General features: G+C 41.5%; 15 protein-coding genes and 1 tRNA gene. 2 read left to right on the top strand and 14 right to left on the bottom strand.

What is annotated here, in order from left to right:
• Positions 1 to 105: 105 nt before the first annotated feature.
• Positions 106 to 1,383 carry a serine--tRNA ligase gene (gene serS / locus AC3E6G_RS08405; RefSeq protein WP_048688786.1) on the top strand — a complete coding sequence of 426 codons (1,278 nt, stop codon included), beginning with the start codon at positions 106 to 108 and terminating at the stop codon, positions 1,381 to 1,383.
• A 42-nt stretch (positions 1,384 to 1,425) separates the two neighbouring features.
• Here serS and AC3E6G_RS08400 read toward each other — a convergent pair whose 3' ends face one another.
• The 13 genes from AC3E6G_RS08400 to AC3E6G_RS08340 form a co-directional block, all read right to left on the bottom strand.
• Positions 1,426 to 2,196, bottom strand: a complete 771-nt coding sequence (locus tag AC3E6G_RS08400; RefSeq protein ID WP_490700822.1) for an acetyl-CoA carboxylase carboxyl transferase subunit alpha — start codon at positions 2,194 to 2,196, stop codon at positions 1,426 to 1,428.
• Entirely contained in the window at positions 2,196 to 3,056 is an 861-nt protein-coding gene (gene accD, locus AC3E6G_RS08395) for an acetyl-CoA carboxylase, carboxyltransferase subunit beta (RefSeq protein WP_006597410.1), read from the bottom strand. The genes AC3E6G_RS08400 and accD overlap by 1 nt, the downstream gene beginning before the upstream one ends.
• A gap of 88 nt (positions 3,057 to 3,144) precedes the next feature.
• Positions 3,145 to 4,512 (bottom strand): acetyl-CoA carboxylase biotin carboxylase subunit, encoded by a 1,368-nt coding sequence (locus AC3E6G_RS08390; RefSeq protein WP_490700821.1) that lies wholly within the window; start codon positions 4,510 to 4,512, stop codon positions 3,145 to 3,147.
• A gap of 10 nt (positions 4,513 to 4,522) precedes the next feature.
• Positions 4,523 to 4,945: a 3-hydroxyacyl-ACP dehydratase FabZ gene (gene fabZ / locus AC3E6G_RS08385; protein ID WP_006596902.1), complete on the bottom strand. Its 423-nt coding sequence runs from the start codon at positions 4,943 to 4,945 to the stop codon at positions 4,523 to 4,525.
• Positions 4,942 to 5,430 carry an acetyl-CoA carboxylase biotin carboxyl carrier protein gene (gene accB, locus AC3E6G_RS08380; RefSeq protein WP_490700820.1) on the bottom strand — a complete coding sequence of 163 codons (489 nt, stop codon included), beginning with the start codon at positions 5,428 to 5,430 and terminating at the stop codon, positions 4,942 to 4,944. Before accB ends, fabZ begins: the two co-directional genes overlap by 4 nt.
• Position 5,431: 1 nt before the next feature.
• Entirely contained in the window at positions 5,432 to 6,664 is a 1,233-nt protein-coding gene (fabF, locus tag AC3E6G_RS08375) for a beta-ketoacyl-ACP synthase II (RefSeq protein ID WP_156677097.1), read from the bottom strand.
• A gap of 18 nt (positions 6,665 to 6,682) precedes the next feature.
• On the bottom strand, positions 6,683 to 7,417 hold the full coding sequence (gene fabG / locus AC3E6G_RS08370; RefSeq protein WP_048688768.1) for a 3-oxoacyl-[acyl-carrier-protein] reductase: 735 nt from the start codon (positions 7,415 to 7,417) through the stop codon (positions 6,683 to 6,685).
• A gap of 12 nt (positions 7,418 to 7,429) precedes the next feature.
• Complete coding sequence (fabD, locus tag AC3E6G_RS08365) at positions 7,430 to 8,350, bottom strand: ACP S-malonyltransferase (protein ID WP_490700819.1); 921 nt, start codon at positions 8,348 to 8,350, stop codon at positions 7,430 to 7,432.
• A 24-nt stretch (positions 8,351 to 8,374) separates the two neighbouring features.
• Positions 8,375 to 9,340: an enoyl-[acyl-carrier-protein] reductase FabK gene (gene fabK / locus AC3E6G_RS08360; RefSeq protein ID WP_490700818.1), complete on the bottom strand. Its 966-nt coding sequence runs from the start codon at positions 9,338 to 9,340 to the stop codon at positions 8,375 to 8,377.
• Positions 9,341 to 9,450: 110 nt separating this feature from the next.
• On the bottom strand, positions 9,451 to 9,675 hold the full coding sequence (locus tag AC3E6G_RS08355) for an acyl carrier protein (RefSeq protein ID WP_490700817.1): 225 nt from the start codon (positions 9,673 to 9,675) through the stop codon (positions 9,451 to 9,453).
• A gap of 54 nt (positions 9,676 to 9,729) precedes the next feature.
• Positions 9,730 to 10,704 carry a beta-ketoacyl-ACP synthase III gene (locus tag AC3E6G_RS08350; RefSeq protein ID WP_048688758.1) on the bottom strand — a complete coding sequence of 325 codons (975 nt, stop codon included), beginning with the start codon at positions 10,702 to 10,704 and terminating at the stop codon, positions 9,730 to 9,732.
• On the bottom strand, positions 10,704 to 11,138 hold the full coding sequence (gene fabT / locus AC3E6G_RS08345) for a fatty acid biosynthesis transcriptional regulator FabT (RefSeq protein ID WP_006597415.1): 435 nt from the start codon (positions 11,136 to 11,138) through the stop codon (positions 10,704 to 10,706). Before fabT ends, AC3E6G_RS08350 begins: the two co-directional genes overlap by 1 nt.
• Positions 11,139 to 11,236: 98 nt before the next feature.
• Positions 11,237 to 12,028 (bottom strand): enoyl-CoA hydratase, encoded by a 792-nt coding sequence (locus AC3E6G_RS08340; RefSeq protein ID WP_061564753.1) that lies wholly within the window; start codon positions 12,026 to 12,028, stop codon positions 11,237 to 11,239.
• Positions 12,029 to 12,240: 212 nt separating this feature from the next.
• Between AC3E6G_RS08340 and AC3E6G_RS08335 the strand changes: the two genes are divergently transcribed.
• The gene (locus AC3E6G_RS08335; RefSeq protein ID WP_490700816.1) at positions 12,241 to 13,590 is read left to right on the top strand and encodes an aspartate kinase; all 1,350 of its coding nucleotides are present in this window, start codon (positions 12,241 to 12,243) and stop codon (positions 13,588 to 13,590) included.
• 72 nt (positions 13,591 to 13,662) lie between these two features.
• On the opposite strand, the gene AC3E6G_RS08330 is transcribed toward AC3E6G_RS08335, so the two are convergent.
• Positions 13,663 to 13,736, bottom strand: a tRNA-Asn gene (locus AC3E6G_RS08330).
• Between the last annotated feature and the right edge of the window lie 5 nt (positions 13,737 to 13,741).

The raw sequence follows: 13,741 nt of genomic DNA, 5'->3' as shown, positions 1-13,741 counted from the left end.
AAAAAATTGAAGATCAAATCAAGTGCACACCTGTGAAGTTGGATGGAACCGTGGCCCTGCCACTCCAACACTGTAACAGGTGTGCTTTTTGTTAAAGGAGAAGCTATGTTAGATATTAAACGAATTCGTACAGACTTTGATACAGTTGCTGAAAAATTAGCGACACGCGGTGTAGATGCTGCCATCTTGAACGAAATGAAAGAAATCGATGCCAAACGTCGTGACATCTTGGTCAAAGTAGAAAGCCTCAAGGCTGAGCGCAACACCGTATCTGCTGAAATCGCTCAAGCTAAGCGAAATAAAGAAAATGCAGATGATAAGATTGCTGCCATGCAAACTCTCTCTGCAGAAGTTAAAGCTCTTGATGCAGAATTGGCAGAAATCGATGCAAAATTGACAGAATTTACTACGACTCTTCCAAACATCCCTGCTGATAGCGTGCCTGTTGGAGCTGATGAAGATGATAACGTAGAAGTTCGCCGTTGGGGAACTCCTCGCGAGTTTGACTTCGAACCTAAAGCTCACTGGGACCTTGGAGAAGACTTAGACATCCTTGACTGGGAACGTGGTGGAAAAGTCACTGGCGCTCGTTTCCTCTTCTACAAGGGGCTTGGAGCTCGCTTAGAACGTGCTATCTATAACTTTATGTTGGATGAGCATGGCAAGGAAGGATACACAGAAGTCATCACCCCTTACATGGTCAACCACGATTCTATGTTTGGTACTGGTCAATATCCAAAATTCAAAGAAGATACTTTTGAACTCAGCGACACCAACTATGTCTTGATTCCAACCGCTGAAGTACCTCTGACCAACTACTACCGTGACGAAATCATCGATGGCAAGGATCTCCCAATCTACTTTACTGCGATGAGCCCTTCTTTCCGTTCAGAAGCAGGTTCTGCTGGTCGTGACACTCGTGGTTTGATCCGTTTACACCAATTCCATAAGGTAGAAATGGTCAAATTTGCCAAACCGGAAGAATCATATGAAGAATTGGAAAAGATGACAGCCAACGCTGAAAACATCCTTCAAAAACTGAACCTTCCATATCGTGTCGTGGCTCTCTCAACAGGAGATATGGGCTTCTCAGCTGCTAAGACTTACGACTTGGAAGTTTGGATCCCTGCTCAAAACACCTACCGTGAAATTTCAAGCTGCTCAAACACTGAAGATTTCCAAGCACGTCGTGCTCAAATCCGTTACCGTGATGAAGCAGATGGTAAGGTTAAACTTCTCCACACCTTGAATGGTTCTGGATTGGCTGTTGGACGTACAGTGGCAGCTATTCTTGAAAACTATCAAAACGAAGATGGTTCTGTAACTATTCCTGAAGTCCTTCGTCCATACATGGGTGGAGCTGAAGTCATCGCACCAAAATAAAGTTTAAAAAAACTGAGACTTGCAAATTGCAAGCTCAGTTTTTTAATATTTACGAAAACGTTGGTAACGTTGCTCTAGAAGTTCTTCGAGAGGCAAGGCTTGTAGCTCCTTCAATTCTGCTTTGATTTCCTTCTTCACTTGAGCTAGTAATTCGCCATTAGAAAAACCATGCTCCGGAATCACCTTGTCCACAATATCCATATTCAACAACTCATGCGAAGTAATCTTCATCAATTCAGCTGCTTCCATGGCACGGCTTCCGTCTTTCCAGAGAATAGAGGCAAATCCTTCTGGACTCAGAACTGCATAGATGGAGTTCTCTAGCATCCAGACCTTGTCTGCTACAGCTAAAGCAAGAGCCCCACCTGAGCCACCTTCTCCGATGATAATCGCGATAATCGGAACTTTTAAGTCACTCATTTCCATGAGGTTGCGGGCAATAGCCTCACCCTGTCCCCGCTCTTCAGCACCAACACCCGGATAAGCACCCGCAGTGTTGATGAAGGTTACTACTGGACGACCAAATTTCTCCGCCTGTTTCATCAGACGCAAGGCTTTTCGATAACCTTCTGGGTGGGGTTGGCCAAAGTTTCGACTGAGGTTGTCCTGAAGATTCTTTCCCTTTTGAATACCGACAACCGTCACCGCTTGATCCCCTAACCAGCCAATTCCGCCAATCACTGCACCGTCATCTCGGAAATTCCGATCTCCATGTAATTCGATAAAATTATCAAAAATTCCAAGTGCATAATCGAGAGCTGTCAAACGTCCTTGGTCACGAGCTTCTTTAATAATTTGTGTTATTCTTGTCATTACTTCCCTCCATGAAAGGCTAACAAGTCTGCGATTGTTGAACGCATCTCACTACGCTGGACAATCACATCCACAAAGCCATGCTCCTGCAAAAATTCAGCCTTTTGGAAATTATCCGGTAACTGTTCCCGTACAGTAGACTCGATCACTCGTCGACCTGCAAATCCCACAAGGGCCTGGCTCTCTGCAATGATAATATCCCCTTCCATTGCAAACGACGCCGTTACCCCACCTGTTGTTGGGTCTGTTAGAACTGTCAGATAAAACAAGCCTGCTTTTGAGTGTCTTTGAACAGCTGCAGAGATTTTAGCCATCTGCATCAAACTGACGATTCCTTCTTGCATCCGAGCGCCACCAGAAGCGGTAAAGAGCACAACTGGGAGCTTTTCTTCTGTCGCCAATTCAAATAGACGCGTAATCTTTTCACCGACCACAGAGCCCATAGAAGCCATGATGAAATTAGAATCCATAATACCAAGAGCCACTTGATGCCCCCCGATCTTTGCAGTTCCTGTTAGCACAGCTTCATCAAGTCCTGTCAATTCACGAACAGCCGCCAATTTCTTCTTGTAGTTTGGAAACTTAAGCGGGTCCTTGGTCTCAATACCCGTAAACAGTTCAATAAAGCTTCCTGGATCAATCGTCAATTGAAGTCGCTCAACCGCAGAGATGCGGAAGGTATAACCACACTTAGGACACAGACGTTCACTTCCCAGATCCTTTTGGTAAATCGTATGTTTACAGCCCGGACACTGAGAAAACAACTCATCTGGAACCTCTGGTTTTGGCTGAGGTGCTTCAATGGCCGACCGATTGGGATTAATTCGAATGTACTTATCTTTTTTAGAAAATAAAGCCATCAACTTCTCCTTACTTGGTAAAAGAACTTTGTAATTGTGCGCGTTCATTCCTTGTGAAAATGAATCTCACATTTACAAAGTTCATTGCTTATTGATTTTTCTGATAATTTGGTAAAAATGTCTCCATCAGAAAGGCGGTATCGTAATCACCAGCAATCACATTCGAATCTGAAATCAAATCCAATTGGAAATCACTGTTGGTCATTACACCGTCAATTTCCAACTCATAGAGGGCGCGTTGCATCTTCATCAAGGCATCGAAACGATTCTCTCCATGGACAATGATTTTGGCAATCATACTATCGTAGTAAGGTGGAATCGTATAGCCAGGGTAGACAGCTGAATCCACGCGCAAGCCGACTCCTCCACTTGGAAGATAGAGATTGGTGATTTTTCCTGGACTTGGTGCAAAGTTAAAGGCAGGATTTTCTGCATTGATCCGGCATTCAATGGCATGGCCAGAAATTTGAATATCTTCTTGACGAACAGTCAATTCTTGCCCAGCAGCAATTTTAATTTGCTCTTTCACGATATCAATTCCTGTGACAAATTCTGTCACGGGATGCTCGACTTGAACCCGAGTGTTCATCTCCATGAAGTAAAATTCGCCTTTACCTTCATCGTAAAGAAACTCGATTGTCCCCGCATTTTCATAGCCAACAGATTCTGCTGCTCGGACAGCTGCAGATCCGATTTGGTCTCGAATTGTCTTACCGATTGCTACGGATGGAGATTCTTCGAGGACTTTTTGGTTGTTTCTTTGAAGGGAACAATCCCGTTCACCCAAATGAACCACATGCCCAAATTGGTCAGCCAAGATTTGAACTTCAATATGACGAGCTGGGTAGATGACGCGTTCAAGGTACATAGCTCCATTGCCAAAGGCCGCCTTAGCTTCTGTCGAAGCAGATTCAAAAGCTGGAACTAGGTCTTCTGCCCGTTCTACTTTACGGATTCCTTTACCGCCACCTCCAGCTGATGCTTTCAGCATGACAGGATAACCAATCCGATCGGCAACTTCCAAGGCTTCTTCTGCTGTATGAACTTCTCCATCTGATCCTGGAATAACAGGCACGCCTGCTTTGATCATTTGTTCTCGGGCATTAATTTTATCACCCATCATATCCATGACAGATCCTGATGGTCCGATAAACTTAATCCCGACTTCTTCACACATGGTGGCAAACTTCGAATTTTCACTCAAAAATCCAAATCCTGGGTGAATCGCTTCTGATCCAGTCAAAACTGCTGCAGATAAAACAGCATTCATGTTTAAATAAGACTCAGTTGACTTGGCAGGCCCAATACAAACTGCTTCATCCGCTAGTAAGGTATGCAAGGCTTCCTTATCAGCCGTTGAATAGACAGCGACTGTTTCAATTCCTAATTCACGAGCAGCTCGAATAATCCGGACCGCAATTTCACCACGATTCGCGATTAAAATTTTTCGGAACATAGAAACCTCCCTAGTTACCAATTGCAAATGTTAGGGTCCCGCTAGCAGCTAATTTCCCATCGACTTCCGCTTTTGCTTCCACGACCGCAATCGAACCACGACGCTTGACAAAGGTAGCCGTCATTACGAGCTGATCTCCCGGAACGACTTGTTTTTTAAATTTAACCTTATCCATTCCAGCATAAAAGACTAATTTTCCTTTATTTTCTGGTTTGGATAATTCTAAGACACCAGCAGTTTGTGCCAAGGCTTCCATAATGAGGACACCTGGCATTACTGGGTAGCTTGGAAAGTGCCCATTAAAGAAGGGCTCATTGATCGTCACATTCTTAATGGCTACAATCGTATCCTCACTTGTTTCAAGGACGCGATCCACCAACAACATCGGATAGCGATGCGGAAGAGCCTCTTTAATAGCTTGAATATCGATCATTTAATCCGTACCAATCCTTTCCCAAACTCAACCATTTCTTCATTTGAAACAAGGATTTCAGTGACCATTCCATCCTTTGGTGCAGGAACTTCGTTCATAACTTTCATCGCTTCAATAATCAATAGGGTTTGGCCTTTTGAAACACTATCTCCAACCTGAACAAAAGCTGGTTTATCTGGACCTGAAGCTAAATAAGCTACACCAACAAGAGGACTTTCAACCACTTCCCCTTCTGCTGCTACTGCTGGACTTGCTTCAGGAGCTGGTGCTGAAGAAGCAACTGGTTCTTCTGCAAGAACAACAGGGCTCTCAACAGCAGGTGCCACTTCTTGAACTACAGGAGCCGGCGTAGCAGGTTGTGGGCTAGCTACACTGCCAGCATTTTTACTAAATGATAGCACATCCGTTGCATTTTGATAGCTAAATTCACGAAGACTAGATTGGTCAAATTGACTCATTAGGTCTTTAATCTCTTGAATATTCACTTTATCCCTCCCAACGTTTAAAGGCTAAGACAGCATTGTGTCCTCCAAATCCAAATGTATTGGAAATAGCAAAGGAAATCGGACGTTCTTGCCCTTCACCAAAGATGACATTGGCTTCAATATAATCTGATAACTCTTGTGTTCCAGCAGTTTTTGGAACATATTGATGGCGAATTGCTTCAATCGTCGCAATAGCTTCAACTGCCCCTGCTGCTCCCAAGAGGTGACCTGTAAATGATTTTGTAGAAGATACTGGAACTTCTGTACCAAATACAGAAACGATTGCACCACTTTCTCCTTTTTCATTTGCTGGAGTAGAGGTACCATGGGCGTTGACATAATCAACTTGAGCTGGTTCAATTTCTGCCTCATCCAAAGCCAACTTCATAGCTTTAATAGCACCTTGACCTTCTGGATGTGGAGAAGTCATATGGTAAGCATCACAAGTATTTCCGTAACCCACGACTTCAGCAAGAATGGTTGCACCACGTTTTTCAGCGTGTTCCAAACTTTCAAGTACCAACATTCCTGATCCTTCCCCCATCACAAAACCATTCCGATCTTTATCAAATGGAATAGAAGCACGAGTTGGATCTTCTGTTGTTGAAAGAGCTGTTAGGGCTTGGAAACCGGCGATTGCAAATGGTGTAATAGAAGCTTCAGAACCACCGACCAACATCAAATCTTGGAAACCAAACTTAATAGCGCGGAAAGCATCTCCAATCGCATCATTGGAAGAGGCACAAGCAGTATTGATCGATTTACAAATTCCATTAGCTCCAAAACGCATCGCAACATTACCAGATGCCATATTTGGCAAAGCTTTTGGAAGTGTCATTGGTTTGACACGTTTTGGTCCTTTTTCATGCAAACGAATCACTTGATCTTCGATTTCTTTGATACCACCAATACCAGAAGCAACAATGACACCAAAACGATCTTTATCAATAGCTTCTACATCTAAACCTGCATGATTCACAGCTTCTTGAGCGGCATACAAAGCATACAAAGAGTAGTTGTCAAAGCGGTTTGTATCTTTCTTGATAAAGTACTTATCAAATGGGAAATCTTGGATTTCAGCTGCATTATGAACAGCAAAGTCACTGTGGTCAAATTTTGTAATTGGACCAATTCCAATTTTTCCTTCTTTTAAACTATTCCAAAATTCTTCTGGAGTGTTTCCGATTGGAGATGTCAAGCCATAGCCTGTTACAACAACACGATTTAATTTCATTTCAAAACCTACCTCTTTTTATTGCATGGTTAAGCCACCATCAATTGCGATGACTTGCCCTGTTAGATATTCTTGAGTCGCAAGAAAGACTGCAACATCTGCCACTTCTTCTGTATTTCCAAATCGTTTCATTGGAATTTGAGCGAGAGACATTTCTTTAATTTTTTCAGGAAGTCCTTCTGTCATATCAGACTCAATGAAGCCCGGCGCAATGACATTGACACGGACATTTCTACCAGCTACTTCACGTGCTACAGATTTAGAAAAACCAATCAAACCAGCTTTTGAGGCTGCATAGTTGGCTTGTCCAACATTTCCTGTCAGACCGACAACACTCGACATGTTAATGATAGCACCTTCACGTGCTTTGGTCATCGGTTTTAAGACTGATTGTGTCATATTAAAAGCACCGGTCAAATTCACCTTCAAGACTTGCTCGAAATCTTCTTCCGTCAATTTCAACATGAGCTTATCATTGGTAATCCCAGCATTGTTGACAAGGATGTCTACTGAGCCAAGTGCTTCAATCGCTTCCGCGACCATTCGTTTCGCTTCCGCAGCTTGGGATACGTCCCCAGTAACGCCAACTACCTTCACACCGTATGAGGCAAATTCATCCACTAGGCCTGCTGGGAGCTCTCCACGACTATTTAAGACAATGTTGGCACCTTTTGACGCAAATTTATGCGCAATAGCCAATCCAATGCCTCGACTTGAGCCAGTAACAAATACATTTTTATTCTTTAGTTCCATAGTCACCTCATCTTATTCGTTCAGTAGGGCATCAAGGCTGGCTTGATCCTCCACATTTTTCGTTGGAAGAGTTTTATCAATCTTTTTCAAGAAACCAGTCAAGACCTTACCTGGACCAATTTCAATCACTTCATCTACTCCAAACTCTTGAATCGTCGCAATCGAATCATAGAAACGAACGGGCTCCATCACTTGCCGAGCTAATAAAGCTTTGATTTCGTCTGATTTCATGATCTTTGCTTCTGTATTCCCAACCAAAGGCAAGCTAAAGTCCTTAAAAGTAACTTTTTCAAGTTCAGTCGCCAGTTTTTCACTAGCAGAAGCAAGTAAGGCCGTATGGAAAGGACCAGAGACATTCAGAGGAATCAACCGTTTTGCCCCTGCTTCTTGTAAGAGTTCAACTGCATAATCCACAGTTTCAACCTCTCCACCAATTACAATTTGGGCAGGAGTATTGTAGTTAGCTGGTGTTACAACTCCCTTTTCAGAAGCCTGTTGACAGATTTCTTCAATCAAGGCAGGATCAGTATTCATAACAGCTACCATCTTCCCGCTTCCAGCAGGCGCAGCTGTTTCCATAAATTCCCCTCGCTTAGCTACCAAGGCGACCGCTTCTTCAAAGGAAAGAGCGCCTGCAGCAACCAAAGCAGAATATTCTCCTAGGGAGAGACCAGCCACAATATCCGGTGTTATGCCATTTTCTGCCAATAGACGATAAATAGCCACAGAAGTTGTCAAAATAGCTGGTTGAGTATAGCGTGTCTGATTCAATTTTTCTTCGTTAGAATCAATCAATTCACGCAAATCATAACCTAGAATACGACTAGCCGTATCAAATGTCTCTTTGACAACGGGATAAGTTGCATACAAGTCACTAGCCATCCCCAATTTTTGGGCACCTTGACCAGCAAATAAGAAGGCACGTTTTGTCACTGTTCTCTTCCTTTCCTTTACTTGTTAGAATTTAACATCTGCCCAGCGAGCTGCCTCTTTCTGAATGACCTTAGCAGCTCCAAGATAGATATCTTCCAAGATTTCAGCACAGGTTTCTTCTTTACTTACGAGACCTGCAATTTGTCCTGCCATCACAGATCCATTATCAACGTCTCCGTCAACAACCGCATTGCGAAGAGCACCTGCTCCTAACTCTTCAATTTCTTCTTGAGTCTTCTTACCTGCCAAGAAATCTTTTTCAGCTTGGTTATAGGCAGAAGCCAATTTATTCTTAATCGCACGAACTGGGTGGCCAACAACTGACGCAGACACCACTGTATCAATGTCCTTAGCTTTCAAGATTTTATTCTTAAAGTTTTGGTGAGCATTTGACTCTTTAGCAACGACAAATCGTGTTCCCACTTGAACAGCATCTGCTCCAAGCATGAAGACTGCAGCCGCTCCTGCACCATCTGCAACACCACCAGCACCGATAACTGGAATAGAGACCGCTTCGACCACTTGACGAACCAAGGTCATGGTCGTCAATTTACCAATATGACCTCCTGCTTCCATTCCTTCAGCAATGACAGCATCCGCACCTAGTTTTTCCATCCGTTTTGCTAAAGCTACTGAAGGTACAACCGGAATAACGGTAATGCCCGCTTCATGGAAACGATCCATGTATTTCCCAGGATTCCCTGCACCAGTAGTAACAACTTTAACCCCTTCTTCGATAACCAAGTCAACGATGTCATCTGCAAAAGGAGAAAGGAGCATGATATTGACTCCAAAAGGTTTGTCAGTAATGGATTTGACGCGATCAATATTCGCTTTGACAACTTCTTTAGGTGCATTTCCTCCACCGATGATCCCAAGACCACCCGCATTAGATACAGCTCCAGCAAGATCTCCATCTGCTACCCAAGTCATACCACCTTGGAAAATTGGATATTTAATGTTTAATAATTCAGTAATTCGTGTTTGCATAGTACCTTCCTCATTTTCGCTTAAGTAATAGTTTGAAAGCGGTTCTTTGCTTTGAGCGTCAAACTATTACCTAAACAAGAGAGAATATCTTTCGATACTCTCATCCATTATTATTTAGTTTTTTCTTCTACGTAAGCAACAAGGTCCCCTACAGTAGACAATCCTTCTTCAGTTTCAATTTGAATGTCGAATGCATCTTCAATTTCTGAAATCACTTGGAACAAATCCAATGAATCAGCTTCAAGATCTTCAAAAGTAGACTTAAGAGTTACTTCTGATGGTTCTTTACCAAGTTCTTCAACGATAATTTCTTGTACTTTTTCAAATACTGCCATGATTGGCCTCCTTAAAATAATAAAAATTTTTAAAATGTGTTACCACATATTTAACTAGATTGTAACAAGAAGTGAGCCCCATGTCAAACCTCCACCAAATCCTGACAGAAGAATTATTTGACTTCCATCCAATTTGATTAGTCCTTGGTCGACACACTCCGATAATAAAATTGGAATACTTGCGGCACTGGTGTTGCCATATTCCATCATATTTGCAGGAAGTTTTTCCCGATCAACCCCGATTTTCTTAGCCATTTTATCTAAGATACGGTCATTTGCCTGATGCAAGAGGAAATAGTCAATTTCATCAACAGCTACTGGAGCATTAGCCAACATATGTTTAATACTCTTAGCCACATCCCGAATAGCAAAATCAAAGACTGCTCTTCCATCCATTGATAAATATTTTTTATCTTCTTCCTTATCAGAATATGGTGAAGATAAACCAACAGATGATGATTGAAGAACCTCTCCACGAGAACCATCAGAAAATAAACTTTCAGCTAAAAAAGTTTGTTGTTCGGAAGCTTCCAATAAAACACCGCCAGCACCATCCCCAAATAGGACCGCTGTTGTCCGATCTTCCCAATCAATCACTTTCGATAAGGTTTCACTTCCAATAACGATTCCTCGTTTGTACTGGCCAGACCGAAGCAACTTTTCAGCAGTCGCAAGCGCAAAGACAAATCCACTACAAGCTGCTGTCAAATCAAAAACAAAAGCTTTAGAGGCCCCAATTTTAGCTTGAACACGAGCTGCAGTGGATGGCATCATGGAATCGGGCGAAATCGTTGCAACAATAATAAAATCCAACTGATCCGCTTGTAAACCACTTTTTTCAAGCAAGCGTCGAGCCACTTCCGTAGCTAAATCGCTGGTTGATTCTGATTGAGTAATATGACGCTTCCGAATTCCTGTCCGACTAGCAATCCACTCATCGCTGGTATCCATCCGTTCAGAAAGATCCTGATTAGAAATCACTTGACTTGGCGCATAATGGGCTACCTGACTAATTTTTGCAAAAGTCATTATTTCAACTCCTCCAAGAAACGATAAAGATTCTGCAACCCTTTTTGCATCACTTTCCGTTCATCTGGAGACATCCCATCAATAATTTGATTGACCATCCGCTTGTGAAATTGTTGGTGAAGCCGATACAAGAGCTTGCCTCTTTTGGTCAAACTCAAATGGACGACCCGACGATCAACTTCAGATCTGGTTCGTTCAATATAACCTTTTCGTTCAAGATTATTTAAACTGGTAGTGACTGTACCTAACGTTACCATTAACGAACGCGAAATATCACTTGGAGTTGCGTTTGGTGTTGAGCCGATGACATCAATAGTGTGCATTTCCTTAATGGAAACATCATTAAATCGACTGCTACGTAAACTAGTTTCTTCGATGACTAATACGTTGTTAAAAATGGATGTAAGGTAATCATTGACTAGTTGAAAATTCAAAAACCACACCCCCTATTCATTACTTTGATAATCGAATTTTATCAAAAATCAAACCAAATAGCAAGCCTCAGCAATAAAAACATAAAAATTTTACGTTTTTATTTTCCTTGGAATTTTGGGCGCCGACGCTCTGAATAGGCAATAACTCCTTCTTTAAAATCTTCCTTTAGAGAAAGATTTCTTTGCAATCGCAACTCAATTTCAGCATAACGATCCCAGTCAGTCAGCATGCTAGACCAAGCCAACTCTTTAATCGCAGCAAAAGAATTGTCTGAGCTACGTCTTAACTTAATGAGTAGTTGGTTGACAGTCTTGTCTAATTTTTCTACTTCAGAAACCTTGTACACAACGCCATATTCCAGAGCCTTTTCAGCACCTAATGGTTCACCAGTCATTGCTAACTGAGTTGCTCTAATCAAACCAATGGCTCTTCCTAAAAGGAATAGGCCACCGGCATCAGGAGCCAAACCGACTCCAACAAAGGCTTGAATAAACTTTGCTTTATCAGAAGCAATACAAAAGTCCGCCGCTACTGCCATATTAGCAGTTGCTCCTGCAACCGCACCATCTGCAACCATAATCACAGGTTTTGGAATTTGCTTCATTTTTTTAGAGATTTGATTGACCAATTCCGCAATTTGCGTTAACGAATCGATATCATCAGCATCAACAGCCCGTTTCATCTCAGCTAAATCACCACCAACTGAAAAAACCTTGCCGACTGCTTTAAATAAAATAAAACGCACATCTGGATTCTTCTCAGCTAATTCTAATGCTTCAAGGATTTCCTGACACATTGGAATGTTAAAACCATTTGAAACCTCTGGTCTATTTAAAATAATAGATGCGAGATCCTCTTCTACAGAATAAATAATCGTTTCGAACACCATAAGCCACCTCTTTACTAATTAGCTATTCAAATTGTTTGATAATTGAACTTATTTATTTTCATATTATTTTAGCACAACTACTTTGAGAAGTAAATTACATTTTCATAACAAAGTGTCTCACCCGAAAGACTCGCTTGATAACAGTGCTTTTTAGATTGTAACCAAGCCTTATCTTTGGTATAATTTAAAGTAAGTTTTGTAAAGGAGTCCACATGAAAGTAGTTAAATTTGGTGGTAGTTCGTTAGCATCTGCTACCCAGCTAGAAAAAGTATTCAATATTGTTAAAGAAGATGAAACCCGTCAATACGTGGTCGTTTCTGCTCCAGGGAAACGCAATGCTGAGGACACAAAAGTCACAGATGCCCTCATCAAGTATTATAAAGAATATACCAACGGAAAAGATACGAACCAAAGTCAAGAATGGATTATCAATCGCTATCGTTCCATTACAGAGGAGTTAGACTTAGACGAGGAAATTATCGAAGAGATTGCTAGAGATATCAAATCCCTTGCAACACTTCCCAAGTCCGATAATACCTTCTTATATGATACCTTCTTAGCATCTGGAGAGAACAACAATGCAAAACTCATTGCAGCTTACTTTGTAAAAAAGGGTCTAGAAGCAAAATATATCCATCCAAAAGATGCAGGTATCTTTGTAACAAGTGAACCTTGCAATGCCCGCATTCTCCCTTCTAGTTACGATAAGATTGAAGAACTGAGAAATCATAATGAAATTTTAGTGATCCCTGGATTCTTTGGAATTACTAAAGAAGGACAAGTCTGTACTTTTTCAAGAGGTGGTTCTGATATTACAGGATCTATTATTGCAGCGGGAGTTAAAGCAGATCTCTACGAGAACTTTACAGACGTCGATGGTATTTTTGCAGCTCACCCAGGCATTATCAAACAGCCACATTCTATTCCTGAATTAACCTATAAAGAAATGCGGGAATTAGCCTATGCTGGCTTTAGTGTCCTCCATGATGAAGCACTTGTTCCTGCATATCGTGGAAAGATTCCAATGGTGATCAAGAACACCAACAATCCAAAACATCCAGGTACGAAGATTGTGCTGAACCATACCGATGAAAATGTTAAAGTCGTTGGGATTGCAGGAGACTCTGGATTTGTCAGCATTAATACCACCAAATACCTGATGAATAGAGAAGTCGGTTTTGGTAGAAAATTATTACAAATTTTAGAAGACTTGAACATCAGTTGGGATCACATGCCAACTGGAATTGACGATTTATCTGTCATTCTACGTTCGAAAGAATTAACACCAATTAAAGAACAAGAAATTTTAAAACATCTAATCCAAGATTTACAAGTGGATTATGCCGAAATTGAACATGATCTTTCCATTATTATGATTGTCGGAGAGAATATGAAAAATCAAATTGGTGTAACAGCTACAGCCACAAAGGCTTTATCAGAAAATAACATTAATATCCAAATGATTTCGCAAGGATCCAGCGAAGTTTCCATCATGTTTGTCGTCAATCAAGAACAAGAAAAACAGGCTATTAAAGCTCTATACGATGTTTTCTTTAAATAAGAAAAAAGGTTCGAAAGAACCTTTTTTAATTTATAAATAAAAGAGAAATAAAAAAACCCTTTCGGGTACTGACTCCGCCAGTAGGACTCGAACCTACGACATCATGATTAACAGTCATGCGCTACTACCAACTGAGCTATGGCGGAAAAAA

The sequence above is a fragment of the Streptococcus sp. SCPM-O-B-23252 (M501) genome (genome assembly GCF_058200355.1).
Note: the sequence above shows the minus strand (reverse complement) of the source record. Positions and strands in the feature narration are given on the sequence as shown.

What these genes read in the sequence shown, in the direction of transcription:
- serS (WP_048688786.1), top strand. Translation starts at nt 106, where the DNA reads ATGTTAGATATTAAACGAATTCGTACAGACTTTGATACAGTTGCTGAA.
- AC3E6G_RS08400 (WP_490700822.1), bottom strand. Translation starts at nt 2,196, where the DNA reads ATGACAAGAATAACACAAATTATTAAAGAAGCTCGTGACCAAGGACGT.
- accD (WP_006597410.1), bottom strand. Translation starts at nt 3,056, where the DNA reads ATGGCTTTATTTTCTAAAAAAGATAAGTACATTCGAATTAATCCCAAT.
- AC3E6G_RS08390 (WP_490700821.1), bottom strand. Translation starts at nt 4,512, where the DNA reads ATGTTCCGAAAAATTTTAATCGCGAATCGTGGTGAAATTGCGGTCCGG.
- fabZ (WP_006596902.1), bottom strand. Translation starts at nt 4,945, where the DNA reads ATGATCGATATTCAAGCTATTAAAGAGGCTCTTCCGCATCGCTATCCG.
- fabF (WP_156677097.1), bottom strand. Translation starts at nt 6,664, where the DNA reads ATGAAATTAAATCGTGTTGTTGTAACAGGCTATGGCTTGACATCTCCA.
- fabG (WP_048688768.1), bottom strand. Translation starts at nt 7,417, where the DNA reads ATGGAACTAAAGAATAAAAATGTATTTGTTACTGGCTCAAGTCGAGGC.
- fabK (WP_490700818.1), bottom strand. Translation starts at nt 9,340, where the DNA reads ATGCAAACACGAATTACTGAATTATTAAACATTAAATATCCAATTTTC.
- AC3E6G_RS08355 (WP_490700817.1), bottom strand. Translation starts at nt 9,675, where the DNA reads ATGGCAGTATTTGAAAAAGTACAAGAAATTATCGTTGAAGAACTTGGT.
- AC3E6G_RS08350 (WP_048688758.1), bottom strand. Translation starts at nt 10,704, where the DNA reads ATGACTTTTGCAAAAATTAGTCAGGTAGCCCATTATGCGCCAAGTCAA.
- AC3E6G_RS08340 (WP_061564753.1), bottom strand. Translation starts at nt 12,028, where the DNA reads ATGGTGTTCGAAACGATTATTTATTCTGTAGAAGAGGATCTCGCATCT.
- AC3E6G_RS08335 (WP_490700816.1), top strand. Translation starts at nt 12,241, where the DNA reads ATGAAAGTAGTTAAATTTGGTGGTAGTTCGTTAGCATCTGCTACCCAG.